This is a genomic window from Gemmatimonadaceae bacterium (genome assembly GCA_019752115.1).
Taxonomy (GTDB): domain Bacteria; phylum Gemmatimonadota; class Gemmatimonadetes; order Gemmatimonadales; family Gemmatimonadaceae; genus Gemmatimonas.
Map to the genome: position 1 here is coordinate 1 of JAIEMN010000034.1, position 14,253 is coordinate 14,253.

Annotated in this window: 13 protein-coding genes; 7 read left to right on the top strand and 6 right to left on the bottom strand. The window is 69.5% G+C overall.

From position 1 onward, the window contains the following. From K2R93_16490 to tal, 5 genes are all read right to left on the bottom strand, one after another. Positions 1-942, bottom strand: a 942-nt coding sequence (locus tag K2R93_16490; protein MBY0491436.1) for a methyl-accepting chemotaxis protein, incomplete at its 3' end; no start/stop codon positions are given. A 1,681-nt stretch (positions 943-2,623) separates the two neighbouring features. Continuing rightward, on the bottom strand, positions 2,624-4,012 hold the full coding sequence (locus K2R93_16495; GenBank protein ID MBY0491437.1) for a glucose-6-phosphate isomerase: 1,389 nt from the start codon (positions 4,010-4,012) through the stop codon (positions 2,624-2,626). A 37-nt stretch (positions 4,013-4,049) separates the two neighbouring features. Continuing rightward, complete coding sequence (locus K2R93_16500; GenBank protein MBY0491438.1) at positions 4,050-4,844, bottom strand: MBL fold metallo-hydrolase; 795 nt, start codon at positions 4,842-4,844, stop codon at positions 4,050-4,052. A 19-nt stretch (positions 4,845-4,863) separates the two neighbouring features. Then, positions 4,864-6,264 carry a pyruvate kinase gene (gene pyk / locus K2R93_16505; protein MBY0491439.1) on the bottom strand — a complete coding sequence of 467 codons (1,401 nt, stop codon included), beginning with the start codon at positions 6,262-6,264 and terminating at the stop codon, positions 4,864-4,866. A 134-nt stretch (positions 6,265-6,398) separates the two neighbouring features. Beyond that, positions 6,399-7,502, bottom strand: coding sequence for a transaldolase (gene tal, locus K2R93_16510; GenBank protein MBY0491440.1), 1,104 nt, complete (start codon positions 7,500-7,502; stop codon positions 6,399-6,401). A gap of 127 nt (positions 7,503-7,629) precedes the next feature. Between tal and K2R93_16515 the strand changes: the two genes are divergently transcribed. Both K2R93_16515 and K2R93_16520 read left to right on the top strand, forming a co-directional pair. Next, complete coding sequence (locus tag K2R93_16515; protein ID MBY0491441.1) at positions 7,630-9,036, top strand: hypothetical protein; 1,407 nt, start codon at positions 7,630-7,632, stop codon at positions 9,034-9,036. A 22-nt stretch (positions 9,037-9,058) separates the two neighbouring features. Next, positions 9,059-9,814, top strand: coding sequence for an outer membrane lipoprotein-sorting protein (locus K2R93_16520; protein ID MBY0491442.1), 756 nt, complete (start codon positions 9,059-9,061; stop codon positions 9,812-9,814). Between the two features lie 14 nt (positions 9,815-9,828). On the opposite strand, the gene K2R93_16525 is transcribed toward K2R93_16520, so the two are convergent. After that, positions 9,829-11,151 carry a PQQ-dependent sugar dehydrogenase gene (locus tag K2R93_16525; GenBank protein ID MBY0491443.1) on the bottom strand — a complete coding sequence of 441 codons (1,323 nt, stop codon included), beginning with the start codon at positions 11,149-11,151 and terminating at the stop codon, positions 9,829-9,831. A 260-nt stretch (positions 11,152-11,411) separates the two neighbouring features. Between K2R93_16525 and K2R93_16530 the strand changes: the two genes are divergently transcribed. The 5 genes from K2R93_16530 to K2R93_16550 form a co-directional block, all read left to right on the top strand. Continuing rightward, a complete protein-coding gene (locus K2R93_16530) occupies positions 11,412-11,801 on the top strand; it encodes a prepilin-type N-terminal cleavage/methylation domain-containing protein (GenBank protein MBY0491444.1) in 390 nt (129 codons plus the stop codon). Then, positions 11,798-12,142: a hypothetical protein gene (locus K2R93_16535; protein MBY0491445.1), complete on the top strand. Its 345-nt coding sequence runs from the start codon at positions 11,798-11,800 to the stop codon at positions 12,140-12,142. The genes K2R93_16530 and K2R93_16535 overlap by 4 nt, the downstream gene beginning before the upstream one ends. Continuing rightward, complete coding sequence (locus tag K2R93_16540) at positions 12,139-12,753, top strand: prepilin-type N-terminal cleavage/methylation domain-containing protein (protein MBY0491446.1); 615 nt, start codon at positions 12,139-12,141, stop codon at positions 12,751-12,753. Before K2R93_16535 ends, K2R93_16540 begins: the two co-directional genes overlap by 4 nt. A gap of 44 nt (positions 12,754-12,797) precedes the next feature. Continuing rightward, positions 12,798-13,640: a hypothetical protein gene (locus K2R93_16545; GenBank protein MBY0491447.1), complete on the top strand. Its 843-nt coding sequence runs from the start codon at positions 12,798-12,800 to the stop codon at positions 13,638-13,640. Then, positions 13,637-14,253, top strand: a 617-nt coding sequence (locus tag K2R93_16550) for a hypothetical protein (protein MBY0491448.1), incomplete at its 3' end; no start/stop codon positions are given. The genes K2R93_16545 and K2R93_16550, both read left to right, overlap by 4 nt.

Here is a 14,253-nt window from a genome sequence, read left to right on the forward strand (position 1 = left end):
GCCCGACGAGCCGGCCCGGCGCGTCCGCGGGGCGCCGGGCATGAGCGCGCCGTCGATATGGAACCGCTCCACCAGCGCCTGCAGGTTGGCCGCCTGACCGGACATTTCCTCCGACGCGGCTGCCGTTTCCTCGGCGTTCGCCGCGCTGGAGCTCGTCACGTCGGCCACTTCGCCGGCCCGGGCGTTGATGGCATCGAGCCCCTTGGCCTGCGCCGCCGCGGCCGCATTGAGGTCGGTGACCAGGTGCGACGCCTTCTCCGCCCGCTCCTGAATCCCCCGGAGCGTGGAGACCGCCTGATCGCCCACCTGCACGCCCTTGGCGACGGCATTCACCGCCCCCTCGATGACGTCCTGCGTTTCCTTGGCGGCCGCGGTGGCCCGGAGTGCCAGTGCCCGGACCTCCTCGGCGACCACGGCGAAGCCGGCACCGGCCTGACCGGCACGCGCCGCTTCGACCGCCGCATTGAGCGCGAGCAGATTCGTCTGGGACGCAATCTCCTCGATCTTGCGGGCGATCTTCTGCGTATCGGTGGCGCGCGTCCGGATATCCGACAGCGCGACCGCGACTTCTTCAACCCGCGTCCGCCCATCGGTCGCCGCGCTGCTCGTGGCCGCGACCAGGGTGGCCAGCTCCTGCGTACTGCGCGCCGTCTCCACGCTACGCTCGCGCTGCGTACCGACTTCGCTGCTCACTTCGTGCAGCAGCTCGGCCTGACGCGATGCGCCGTTGGCCTGCTCCTGCGCCGCCGCGGCAATCTGCTGCGTGGCGCTGACGATGCTGTGCGCCTCCGCACGCACTTCCTCGAGTGCGGCGGCGAGATCCGACACCGCCTCGTTCACACTGGCCGCCAGCTGCGCATGATCGCCACGATACGTGCCGCGCACGCGGGCCCGCAGATCGCGCTGCGCCACCTGCGCCAGGACTTCGCGCGCTTCGGCCACCGGCGTGGTGACGGCTTCGAGCGTCGCATTGAAACCCTGCACGAGCCGGCGGAAGGCGCCCTCGAAACGCTGCGCATTGCCGCGATGCGACAGCTTGCCCGCTTCGGCGGCATCCACCATGCCGTCCACTTCGTGTGTGAGGTTGGCGAACGTGTCGCGCAGCGTGATGAACGCCTGGCCCAGCGCATCCTGATCGGAGCGCAGCGCCATCGCCACCTGCGTATTCCCCGACGCGATCTGCCGCGCCGTGTCCGCGAGTTGATCCTGCGACCGCACGATGTCGTTGAGCGCCTTGGCGACCTGCCCGATCTCATCGTGCCACATCCAGCGGGCAATGCGATCCGTGCGCCCCACCGACACATCGCGCGCCACACCCGCCATCTCGGCCACCGGCTTCGCCAGCTTGCCGCCGATGACGAGCGCGATGATCACGATCAGTACGGCGATGCCAAGCGCGACCGCGAGCGCCATCGCCTTGAGCGTGCCAACGTTCGCCGCCGCATCGACCTCGGCCTGCGGAACGGCAATCATCACGCCCCAGTTCATGCCCGGGTAGCCCAGCGCGCCGCGCAGATGGTCATACGCGACCTGCGTGGGCACCCCTTCGATCTCGGCACTGTAGGTGCCACTCTTGCCACTCGTGAGGGCGGTCATCACCCCCGACTCGCCATTCACGGCGCCGAGGAGCGCCGGCACGCGCTCGACCTTGCCCGCGCGCACCAGCGGACGGCCCGTGCTGTCCACCACGACCACCATGGCGCCGGGATAGCCGGACGCCTGCATCTGCTTGAGCGCGTCGCTCACGACGCCGTCCACGAGGTTCACCGTGGCGTAGTTGTGCCAGCAGCCGAGCGTCTGCCCGGTTCCATCCTTCACTGGGGCGGAGAAGCCAATCACTTCGTTGCTCGCCGAGCCGTACACGGCGGTCACGCCGTCGTCGCGCTGCGGCGGGGTGATCACCGTGCCCGTCGCGGCGGTGTTGCCCTCAGCCGAAAACGCCATCTTGCTCGTGAACTTGCCCGTGAGACAGGACGCAAGCCACGGCGCGTTGGCATAGCTGCGATGCATCAGCGTCGCGCTGTTGAGCCGTTCGCCCTTCGCATTCTTGTCATTGACGGCGATGACCTTGCCTTCGGGATCGACGAAGAGCGTCAGGTCGTACATGCCGTAGGCGGCCACGTACGCATTCATGCGATCGGTGATGCGATTCTGCTCGGCGCCGGCTTTGTACCAGCTGGCCTTGTCGCGCACCACGTCATTGAAACCAAACGCCTGCACGTCGCCGTAGCGCTCGAACAGGTTGCGATCGATCTTGTCGGCTACCTGCCCCGCGGATTCGCGGAGGCGATCCGCCGTGCGCTCGCGGATCGTGGCGGTGGAGCGATTCAGCATCAGCGTCGCCACGACCGCGACCGGCACCAGGCCAAACCCGAGACAAAGCAGCGCGAGCTTTCGCGCAATCGGCCATTTTTTGAAACGCACAGGCAAGATCCGGTGGAAAAGGATTCTGTTCTCCGCCGCCGACGAAGGCTGCCGGGAAGAACACTCCGGATCATTATCGGCATCTGGGCGTGAGACTTGAGGATCGTCTCACGCCCTGTCCCAATCTTCATGTTTGCTAACTGCTTACACAGCAACACATTGAAACGTTTACAGAAACGCCTGGCGCGGTGACGACCCGTTACACGCGCCAGCGCGGATTGGGGGGTGGCAGCGTATCCCACTCGGCCCGTGCCGTTTCACTGCCGGCACGGCCGAGCAGTGCGTACGCGAACTGCTTCCCGAGCTCCACGCCGGGCTGATTGAAGGCGTCGATGCCGTAGAGTTCCCCCGCGTAGGCGGTGGCCAGCGCGAAGGTCTGCATCAACGCGCCGAGGTGCCAGGCGTCCACCTGATCGATGGTGAGCGTGGCGTTGAAACGCCCGCGCGCCGCGAGCGCGCCGGCCGTGGCACGCTGTTCGATCTCGATCAACTCGCCGAGCGTGTGGCCACCGAGGTACCCCAGCTCCGCGATGTCGCCGTGACGCGCGGGGATCGGCCCGTCCTGTTCTCGCCCCTTTACCGCGATGAACGTGACGGTCTTGTCGAATGGGCCTTCCATGAACAGCTGCACCTGCGAGTGCTGATCGGTGGCACCGAGCGCGGGGAGCGGCGTGGGGCCCACCGACGTGCCGTCGCCGCGCACCTTGCCAAGGGACTCGGCCCAGAGCTGCACGAACCAGAGCGCCAGATCGCGCAGCGGGTCGGCGTACGGCATCAGCACCTGCACCGAGCGCGCGTGAGCGGTATCGGCGAGCCACTGCATGACCGCGAAGGTGCCGGGGAGATTGCTGGCGAGCGTGGGGCTCGCCGCGCGGGCGGTCACATCGGCGGCGCCGCCCAGCAGCGCCCGCACATCGATGCCGATCAACGCCGCCGGCAGGATACCCACCGGTGAGAGCACCGAAAAACGCCCCCCGACATTGGGCGGGATATCGCACGTCCGAATGCCTTCGGCGCGCGCAATCTTGCGCAGCGCGCCAACCTGCGGATCGGTCACGAACACCAGATGCGCCTTGGCGGCCTCCTCCCCGAGCGCCTGCGCGAGCGCCTCGCGCACGATGAGGTACTGGGCCATGGTTTCCACCGTCCCCCCCGACTTCGAGACCACGAGCACGAGCGTGCGCGCGAGTTCCAGTCGCGCCAGCGTCGCACTGATGGTGCCCGGGTCCACGTTGTCGAGGACATGCAGTCGCGGGTGCCCGCCCCGCTGCGCCGCCGTCAGCTCATTCCAGCGCGGCGGGCAGAGCGCGGTGCGCAGCGCAATCGGGCCGAGCGCCGAGCCGCCGATCCCCAGCAGCAGGACATCGTCGAAGCGCCCGGCGACGTCGGCCGCGATCGCGAGCGACTGGTCGAGCAGGGCGTGATTGTTCGCGAGCGTGAGGAAGCCGAGATCGCCGGTCCGCGCGTGAACCGCCGCGTGGGCCTTGGCGAAGGGCGCGGCCGCGTCGCTCCACTGGTCGGCCGTGATCCCGGCGCCGTGCGGGAGGGCACCGGCCATCATGTTCGTGAAATCGAGCGCGAGCGTCATGGGAGGGAGAGTCCGGCGTGAGACAGGAGCGCCACCGTCAGGGGGTCGGCGCGTCGGTGATGGGAACCACAAGCCCGTCGTAGGCGGGCATGATGCCCGTCGGCAACTCCGCCGCGAGGGCGGCGTGGGCGTTGTCGTGCGTGAGATGCGTCAGGTACGTCTGCGCCGCCCCGACCTGCTGGGCGGTGGCGACCGCTTCGCTGATGGACAGGTGCGTGGGATGCGGCGCGCGCAGCAGCGCGTTGAGCACCAGCACCTCCACGCCGGCGAGGGCCGCGAGCGCCTCGGCGGGCAGGCTCTTCGCGTCGGTCACGTAGCCGAGAGCGCCGATGCGAAAGCCGAGCACATGCGTGCGACCGTGCGGCACGGTGAACGGGCGCACCCGGGTACCGGCCACCTCGAACGGCGTGCCCGCCTCGATGGCGTGCAGCTGCCCTTCGGGGCGCGTCGTGCCCGGCAACGTCTGAAACCGTTCATCGACGATATACGGAAAGCGCACCCGCAACGTCTCGAGCGTGGGCGCCGCGGCATAGAACGGGAGCGCCGTACCACGACGGATCGTGAAGGCGCGCAGATCGTCGATGCCGTGGATGTGATCGGCATGCTCGTGCGTAAAGAGCACGGCATCGATGGTGGTGACGTCCGCCGCCACGAGCTGCTGGCGCAGCTCGGGGGGCGTATCGATCAGGAGGCGCGCGCCGGAGGCGGTGTCGATGATCGCCCCCGACCGCGTGCGCTTGTCACGCGGGTCCGGGGAGCGACAGACGGCGCACCCGCAGCCGATCTGCGGGACGCCGAAGCTGGTGCCGGTGCCGAGGAAGGTGAGGCGCACGGGGTCCCGTACGGGCGCCTCAGACCGTCTCGACCTTCAGCAGGTTGGTTGTGCCCGGCACGTCGAACGGCACACCGGCGGTCACGAGCACGCGGTCGCCCTTGGTCACGAGGCTCATGTCGAGCGCCGCGCGCAGGGCCATCGCCACCATGTGGTCGTAGCCGCGCGCCGTGGGCACGAGGTGCGGCACGACGCCCCACACCAGCGAGAGCTGCCGGCAGACGCGCGGCTCGTCGGTCAGCGCGAGAATCGGCACACTGGGACGGTGCGACGACACGATGCGCGCCGTGAAGCCGCTCTTCGTGAAGACCACCACGAGCGGCGCCTCGAGCATGCGCACCGCCGCCACCGTCGCGGCGGCGATGGCCTCTTCGGTATTGACGCTGCCGAGCACGCGCCGATCGGAGCGCTGATTCGCGCCCGGGCGCGGATGCGTCTCGATCTCGGTGATGATGCGGCGCATCGCCTCGACCGCGAGCCGCGGATACTTGCCGGCCGCCGTTTCGGCCGAGAGCATGACCGCGTCGGTGCCGTCGAGAATCGCGTTGGCCACGTCGCTCGCCTCGGCGCGCGTCGGACGCGGGTTGTCGATCATCGACTCCAGCATCTGCGTCGCGGTGATCACCGGCCGGCCCATGCGGTTGGCGGTGGCGATGATGCGCTTCTGGGCGAGCGGAATCTCCTCGAAGGGCAGCTCGACGCCGAGGTCACCGCGAGCCACCATCACGCCGTCGGTGGCCTTCATGATCTCTTCGATGTTCTCGAGCGCCACGTCCTTCTCGATCTTGGCGACGATGAGCATCGACTTCGGGATGAGCGCGCGCAGCTCCTCGATATCCTGCGCGCGGCGCACGAAGCTGAGCGCGACCGCGTCGAGCTCGTTGGCCACGGCAAACTCGAGATCGGCCTTGTCCTTTTCCGTGAGCGACGGCGCCGACACGGCGATCCCGGGGAGGTTCATCCCCTTGTTGCTGGTGAGGGTGCCGCCGTGCACGATGGTCGCCCAGACGCGCGGCGACTCGACCTGCGTCACGACGAGCTCGAAGAGCCCATCGTTGATCAGAATCCGGTTGCCCGGCGCGACGTCATCGGCCAGCGCGGCGAAGGTCGTGGGGATTTCGTCGCCGGTGGCGACTTCCTCCGGCGCGAGCACCACGGTCTCGCCCGGCACGAGTTCGCGCTTGGCGGGCAACACCCCGATACGAATGCGGGGGCCCTGCAGGTCGCCCAGGATCGCGACCGCCGCCCCCATCGACTCGGCCACTTCGCGCACGGTGGCGATGGTGCGCGCGTGCTGCTCGTGCGTGCCGTGCGAGAAGTTGATGCGGGCCACGTTCAGGCCGGCTTCGATCAGGCCGCGAATGGCCTCGGCCGAGTTGCTGGCCGGCCCGAGCGTGCCCACGATCTTCGTCCGCGGCACATGACGGCGCTGGAAAGGGGCGTTGGCGGCGCCATCCGCAGCACCGCCGGCGATGGCACGTTCAGGACCGGTCCGGGGAATCGTCATCACACTGGGGAGTGTTTCGGTGATCGGCAACGGGTGCTCCGTGGGAGTTAGACGGCGGCGAGCGCCGCACGCTTACGGGCCAACCCCGCGAGCAACGTCACGAACGATTGTTCAAAGGCGGCGAGCCCTTCCTGCAGCAGCGTGTCGGTCACGGCCGCCAGCGACACGCCATGCGCTTCGAGCGCCGCCATGGTGCGTTCGGCTCCGGCCACATCCTCGGTCACCGATGCACGAACTTCGCCGTGATCACGGAACGCTTCGAGCGTCGCCGGTGGCAGCGTATTCACGGTGTCGGGACCGATGAGCTCCTCGACATAGATGACGTCGCGGTACGCGGGATTCTTCGTGCTCGTGCTCGCCCAGAGCGGACGCTGGACGCGGGCGCCCTTGGCCGAGAGGGCGGCCCAGCGCGGGCCGGCGAACTGCGCCTGAAAGAGGCGGTACGCGAGCCGCGCATTGGCGATGGCCGCCTTGCCCTGCAGGCCCGCCGCTTCACCGCCCTTGGCGGCCAGCTGCTTGTCGATCGCCGAGTCCACGCGCGAGATGAAGAAGCTCGCTACGCTCGCCACATGATCGACGGCGTGCCCCGCGGCGGCGCGCTGCTCGAGCCCGGCGATGTAGGCCTCGATCACACGCGCATGCGCTTCGATGGAAAAGAGCAGCGTGACGTTGACGTTGATGCCATCGGCGATGAGCTGCTGGACGGCGACCGCCCCTTCGCTGGTCCCGGGCACCTTGATCATGAGGTTCGGCCGGTCCACCACCGCCCAGAGGCGGCGCGCTTCGGCAATCGTGCCCTCGGCGTCGCGCGCGAGATCGGGTGAAACTTCGAGCGAGACATAACCGTCCACGCCCTTGGTGGCCTCGTAGACACCGCGGAACTGGTCGCAGGCCGCGCGGACATCGGTGGCGGCGAGCGTGAAGAAGGCGTCGCGATCGGAGCGGGAGGCGGGGACCGTGGCGAGTTCCGCGTCGTACGCGGCTCCCTCGGCGAGCGCCTTCTCAAAGATCGTGGGATTCGAGGTCATACCCGTCAGGGCATCCTCGGCGATCCGGCGCGCGAGGTCGCCGTTGGAGAGCATGACGCGATCGATGTAGTCGAGCCAGAGAGACTGGCCGGCGGCGTGGAGCGCGTGCAGACGTGTGGACATGAGCCGAGGCGGACGACGGTGAAGAGGCGATACAACCATGCATGGTAATGTGCTGTACAGGCTGGCGGCGAGGGGCGAGCGGCGGGAAAGCGGTCGGAACCGTTTACACGTCGGTGTACACTTCGTCATGCCTCGTTTTTCTCGTCTGCTTCCCCTCCCCACGCTTCTGTTCGCCGCCTGTGGGCCCCATCGGACGCCAGGCACGGCCGCAGCGCCGGCCGCCGCCGTCGCCGCCCGCTGCAGCAGCGGGCCAAGCATTGCCTCGCGCGCCGATGAACCGACCACCGGCGCCGAAGCGGCGGCCGTCTTTGATTCGGCCTGGAGCATCATTCAGCGCACGCACTGGGACACGACCTACAATGGCGTGAACTGGCGTCAGGTGCGGACCGATCTGCGCCCCAAGGCCGAGGCGGCCCGGACCCGGGGCGCCCTGCGCGCCGTGCTGAGCGAGATGGTGGGGCGCCTCAATCAGTCGCACTTTGCGCTGATTCCGCAGGAGATCGCGGATGCCGCCCCGTCCACCAGCGCGGCCAACCGCTCAGGGGGCTCGCTGGGCTTCGATGTCCGCTGGCTCGATCGCGAGATGGTGGTGAGTCGGGTGGATACCGGCGGGCCGGCGTGGCAGGCGGGAGTCCGGACCGGCTGGGTGTTGGAGGCCGTCGGCCCCTGCCCCCTCGCGAGCCGGCTGGCGTCGCTCCCGGCCCACACTGATGCCCGGATGACGTCGCTCGATGCCTATCGGGCCACGATGCAGGCGCTGGCCGGTGCCGAAGGGGATACCGCGCAGCTGCAGTTCCGCGACGGGCGCGATGCCCGCCGGACCCTCGCCATCGTCCAAGGCACGCCCCCCGGCACGATCACCAAGTACGGCAATCTCCCAGCGATGGCGGCCCAGCTCAGCTGGTCGCGCGTCCGTGAAGACGGGCGCACCATCGGGATCATCCACTTCAACATCTGGATGCCCATCCTGAGTGCGCAGTTCGATGCCGCCATGGATTCGCTGCGGTCGAGCGATGCGATCGTACTCGATGTCCGCGGCAACTTTGGCGGGGTGGGCGGCATGTCGATCGGGATCGCGGGCCATTTTCTGGACAGTGCGATCGCGATCGGCACGATGCATGCTCGAGCCAATACCACGAACTTCCTGGCGAATCCGCGGCGGGTGAACACGCGGCAGCAGCGCGTGACGCCCTTTGCCGGCCCGCTGGCCATCGTGGTGGATGAGCTCTCGGTGAGCACGACCGAGATCTTTGCCGGCGGGCTCAAGGCGATCGGCCGGGCCACGATCGTCGGCTCGCAGAGCGCGGGTCAGGCGCTGCCCGCCACCCCGGAGCGGCTCGCCAACGGGGACATTCTGTACCACGCGGTGGCCGACTTCATCTCACCCAATGGAAAACCGGTGGAAGGCGAAGGGGTGATCCCGGATCGTGTAACTCCGCTCGACCGCCGCTCGTTAGTGAATGGACGTGATCCGGCGCTCGCCGCCGCGATCCGCTGGGCGGCGCAGCAGGCGCCGCGTCGCCCGATTCCGTAATTCCTCCTACTCAGGACTTCGCATGTCGCTGCTGTCGATGGTCCGCCGTTCGGCGGTAATGGTTGCTGTGGTTGCCTCGCCCCTCGCCGCTCAGCCGGCGCCGACGGCGACGGACATTGTCTCGCGCTACGTGAAGGCGATCGGCGGGGCGGACGCCATCCAGAAGATCACGTCGGTGAAGCAGACGGGCACGCTGTCGATGCCCGCCATGGGACTCGGTGGCGACACCGAAGTGCTGTTCACGCTCCCCAACAAGAATTCCACGCGCATCAGCATCGGCGGCCTGGGCGAGATGCTCGTGGGCACCGACGGCGCCGTCGCGTGGTCGGTGAATCCGATGCAGGGGCCGCGGCTGCTCGAAGACAAGGAACTCGCGGCGACCAAGGAGTCGGCCGACTTCCTCGGGCAGATGCTGATGCCGGCCGACCGGTTCACGAGCGTGGACGTCGTGGGCACGGCAGACTTCGGCGGCGAGAAGACGTATCAGCTCAAGTTCGTCTCGAAGGCCACCGGTGTCGTGACGCAGCGCTACTTCTCGGTGGCCACCGGGCTGCTGCGCGGCGCCGAAGCGACCACCGAAACGCCGATGGGGTCGGTCACGTCGGTCTCGACGTTCTCGGACTACAAGGCGTTCGGCGGCGTCATGTTCCCCACCAAGACGGAAACGGCGGTGGGGCCGCAGGCGATGGTGATGACCACGACGAATGTCGAGTTCAACACCGTGCCCGCCGGCGCCATCGCCGTCCCGGAGTCGGTCAAGCCGATGATCAAGAAGTGATCACCGGCCGGTGATTACTTCGTGCCGCTGTAGGTAATGCGATAGATCCGCCCACCCTTGTCGTCGCTGACGAGCAGCGCTCCGTCGTTGGCGACGGCAAGACCGGTGGGACGATGCTCGGCCTTCGACGGATCGAGCGTGAGCGCAAACTTGTCGGCGAACGTTTCGTACGCGCCGCTGAACGCGCCCTTGTTGGCGGGCACGAATACGACCTTGTAGCCCGCCTGCTCACGCGGGGCCCGGTTCCAGCTACCGTGGAAAGCGATGAACGCACCATCGCGGTAGCGCGCCGGAAACGCCTTGCCGGTGTAGAAGAGCAAGCCATTTGGCGCCCAGTGGCCCGGGAAGTACACCAGCGGCCCCTTCTTCTGAGCACAGCGCCCCGCGTCCTTGGCGTTGCCGCCGTATTCGGGCGCGAGGACGAGCCGCTTGAGGTTCGTGTCGAAGTAGCAGTAGGGCCAGCCAAAATCATCGCCGGCGTTGACCTTCAGGAACTCTTCCGCCGGCTGGTCCGCGGACGCTTCCTCGTTGTACAGTGGCGCCCAGTTCTGGAAGAGCTGATCGCGCCCATGCTGCGTGGCGTAGAGCTGCTTTTCGGCGGCATTCCACGCGAGGCCGACGGCGTTGCGAATCCCGGTTGCGAAGCGCGCGCTGGGAGAGAACGCCTGATTGAGGCTCGTGGCCGAGAACTTCCAGATCCCGGCGCGCGTCTCGAGTTCGACGCAGGGATCGATGCCCTTGGACAGGTTCTCGCGCTCCTTCTCCTGGCAGCTGTTCGTGTTGGAGCCGACGTTCACGTACAGGTTGCCGGCGTCGTCGAGCACGAAGTTGCGCGCGGCGTGCCCGCGGGTGGGGAGTGCCTTGACGATCGTATCCGGCTGCCCGCTCGGGGTGATCGTGCCCGCCGGGTAGGCGTAGCGCAGAATCGCCGTGCGGGCGTCGACGTACAGCTGCGCCCCGCGCAGCTCGATCCCCGTACCGCCCACCGGCCCGAAGTTCGCCTTGATCTCGGCTTTGCCGTCCTTGTTGGCGTCGGCCAGCACCACGACGCCGCCCTGCAGCGAGTCCTGCGGGGCGCGGTTCTGCCGCACGACGAGCACGTCGCCGTTGGGCGCCACCGTCATGTGGCGGACACCGCCGAGGCCGTCGGCAAACACCGAGGCGCAGAAGCCGGGGGGCAGCGTCAGGCCCGCGTTGTCGCCATCACAGGCCGCGGCGGGAAGGGTTTCGACACGGCGGGCGGCCACGGTCAGCAGGCCACCCGCGGTGAGCACGGCAACGCTGCCCAGTGCACGGATGCGGCGACGCCGCAGGGTCCTGGTATTCGACGGAAGCACTCCAACTCCTCCCGGGCTCGGGATGATGCGGGTTCAAACGATTCGCGGGCGGCCCGCTCTGTCAGCTCGGGCGGACCGGGGCCGGCGTGACGGGAGGAAAACTCGCCGTCTCCGTACCGGATGCGCCAGCGCAGGCGTCTGCGTCGTGCGCACGGCGGCGGGCGAGACCGTGCCCCGGTCTTTCCATCACATGCTAGCCAACGCTTTTTGTTGACTTCGCGATCCCGTCCCCGAGATTGTCCCGGGTGCCCCACAGCCTGATGCGTTCCGCCCCACCCGCTCGCCGGCGCCCCCGGCGTGGTCTGACGCTGTTCGAGCTGCTGATCGTGCTGACCATTCTGGGGATCAGTGCGGGGATGGTGGTGCTGCGCACGGGCGCTGGAGTCCAACGCGAAGACGAGGCCCCCCTCACGCGCGCGCGGCGGTTGGCGGTTGCCCGAGCGGAGGTGCTGCGCCTGGTGGTGCGCGACGATGGCGCCTGGACCGTGCTGACGCTCGCCGGCACGACGCTCGACGAAGGGGTCACCGACGGCGGCCCGATGGCCATCGAGCTGGACGCCCTGGGCAGCTGCCATCCGGTGCCGGGCGCCCGGAACGCCGGCGGTGCGTTCGACCCGCTCACCTGCCTCTGGCAGCGGGCGCGCGCATGACATTGCTCGAGGCGCTTCTGGCGACGGTCATTCTCTCGGTGGTCGCGGTCGCCTGCCTGGAAGGCACGCGCGGCGCGGCCTCCCTGCAACAGGCCGCCATCGGGACCACGGTGGGCGTCGCGCGCGCCGAGGCGGCGCTCGCGCAGGCGGCGAGCGGTGCGCCGCTGGAGCAGCGCGACCTCGTGGTGACCCGCGTGCCGTATGCGGGGGGCACCATGGCGGGGGCGGCGCGCGCTCCGCGTGCGTCGCAGCTCGACCGCGTGGACGTCGTGGTCCCGGTGGCCGGTGGCGGGCGCGTGCATCTCACGCGACTGGTACGGCGCGCGCCGGAGACGCGATGAGGGGTCGCTCGGGTTCTGGCGCCGCGCCCCCCCGCGCAGGCTTCACGCTGGTGGAGCTCATGATCGCCCTGACGCTCACGGCCATCGCAGCGACCATCGCGGGGACGGCGGTGAGCGCCGCCCGTCGCACGGAACAGGTGGTGCTGACGCATCGCCACGGCGAGGAGGCCGATCTGCGTGCGCGCGCGCTCCTGCAGGACATGCTGCGCCACGCACCAGCTGCCGCACTCGCCGATGCCCCGCTGCTGGCGGTGCGCGGCACGCCCGACGATCCCACGCTGGTCTTTCTCTCGCGCGGTGTCACGGCGCCGTTCGGCACCGGCGTGATCTGGCAGGTCACCGTGCAGCGCCTTGGCGATTCGCTGCGCGTGGACGCGGTGCCCACGCGGGACACGGGCGCCCCGTCGCTGCGCATGGCCGTCGGGGGCATCACCAGCTTTCAGGTGCGCGCGCTGGAACCGGCCACCGCGCTCGATGCCGCGCGGTGGCGGAGCGACTGGCCGCTGGCTACGGCGCGACCGGCAGCGGTCGCCCTCACGTGGGAGCGACGCGGCGCGGCAGCCACGCCGCTCATCGTCGCGCTCGACCCGCTGCAGGCGGGTGCGCCATGAGTCCCGCGCGTCCTCGAAACGCGGAGCGCCGCACGCGGCGTGGCATGGCACTCCTGGCGGCGCTGGCGACCATCGCGGTGCTTGCGACGATCACGGCAATGGCCTCGCGCGGCGCCCGCAGCAGTGCGGCCGTAGTACACAACGCGCGCGCGGATGCCGTCGCCCGGGCGATGGCCGAAAGCGGCGTGCTCGCCGCCGTGGACCGCATCGAGGGGGTGCTGGGCGCGGCACGCGACTCGGCGCAGCGGCAGGCGGCTTTCGATGCGCTGCTCGCCGCGCCGCGAATCGGCACTGGCAATGGCAATGGCAATGGCGACGCGCCGTTCGTGCAGGACTCGCTCGACGATGGCGTCTTCGCGGTGGCACTCGTCAACGTGTCCGCGCGCTTCGACGTGAACAGCGGCGATGTCGAGGGGCTCACGCGACTGTTCGGTACGGTCGCTCCCGCCGCGGAAGCCGCTGCGGCAGCGGCCCGGGTGCAGCTGCGCCTCCGGCGTCTCCCCGGCCAGCGCACCGCCAGCGATTCCCTGCGGGCCGTTCGCGATTCCATCGCCGCGGCGATGCTCGGGCGAACGTCGGCTCCGGATGCCGCGGGGCGCTTTGATTCGCTCGATGAACTCGCCGAGTGGCTGGGCGCCGACGCGCCGTGGCTGCCGAAGGTGGCCGAGTATCTGACCGTGGATGGCGACGGCAACATCGACCGACGACACGCGCCGCCGCCGGTGTTGCGCGCCGCGAGCGGCTCGCTTGTGGAGAGCCCGACCCGCGTGCTGGTGATCGCGCGCGGCTGGGACCGTCAGACGCCGCTCACGCGCGAGATTCAGGCCGTCTACGCGGTGAATGGTGACCGGCTGGCGCTGGTGCACTGGCGGGAGCAGCGCCGATGACGCGCCCCGCGGTGGTCTGGCTCGAGGCGACGCAGGCGTGGATCCTGCCCGGCAGTGCGTCGTCGGGATTGGTGTCGGTGCCGCTGGCCCCACGCATGGATGCGGATGGCGTACCAGATCTCGCGCCGGTGCGCGACGCCTGCGTGGCCGACGGCGCGCCGCGCGAGCTTGTGCTCGTGATCGGCGGGTCGTGGCTCCAGTGCGCACGGCCGGCGCTGCCGCCGCTTGCCCCCGCCGACCGGCGTCGCGCACTGCATCATCAAGCCGATCGGTTCTTCACGGTCCGCGGCCCCATCGCCAGCACCGTGTACGATCGCGTCGCTGTGGCCTGCTCGGCGAGTTGGTTGGCGGGCGTGCGCGAGCAGTGTGCCGCATGGACCACGCTGCGCGCCGTGGTCGCGCTGCCGGAGGCGGCCGCCGCGGCCGCGCTGACCGGTGACTGGCATGCCCCCGCGTCGCCCACGCTGCTGGTGACGCTGCGCGACGGCACGGTCGCGGACGCCCGCGTGACGCGCGGCGCGGCACCGACCAGCTCGCGGGCCATCGACCCGACCTCGCTCCTGCGCGGCGTGCAGCAGGCGGCCGCGCAGCCGTGGCCGCGCGAACGGCAATT

Bases quoted from the DNA above. Each gene is read 5' to 3' on its own strand.
- tal (MBY0491440.1), bottom strand. From the start codon at position 7,502: ATGTCCACACGTCTGCACGCGCTCCACGCCGCCGGCCAGTCTCTCTGG.
- K2R93_16545 (MBY0491447.1), top strand. From the start codon at position 12,798: ATGGCACTCCTGGCGGCGCTGGCGACCATCGCGGTGCTTGCGACGATC.
- K2R93_16540 (MBY0491446.1), top strand. From the start codon at position 12,139: ATGAGGGGTCGCTCGGGTTCTGGCGCCGCGCCCCCCCGCGCAGGCTTC.
- K2R93_16515 (MBY0491441.1), top strand. From the start codon at position 7,630: ATGCCTCGTTTTTCTCGTCTGCTTCCCCTCCCCACGCTTCTGTTCGCC.
- K2R93_16495 (MBY0491437.1), bottom strand. From the start codon at position 4,012: ATGACGCTCGCGCTCGATTTCACGAACATGATGGCCGGTGCCCTCCCG.
- K2R93_16535 (MBY0491445.1), top strand. From the start codon at position 11,798: ATGACATTGCTCGAGGCGCTTCTGGCGACGGTCATTCTCTCGGTGGTC.
- K2R93_16520 (MBY0491442.1), top strand. From the start codon at position 9,059: ATGTCGCTGCTGTCGATGGTCCGCCGTTCGGCGGTAATGGTTGCTGTG.
- K2R93_16530 (MBY0491444.1), top strand. From the start codon at position 11,412: ATGCGTTCCGCCCCACCCGCTCGCCGGCGCCCCCGGCGTGGTCTGACG.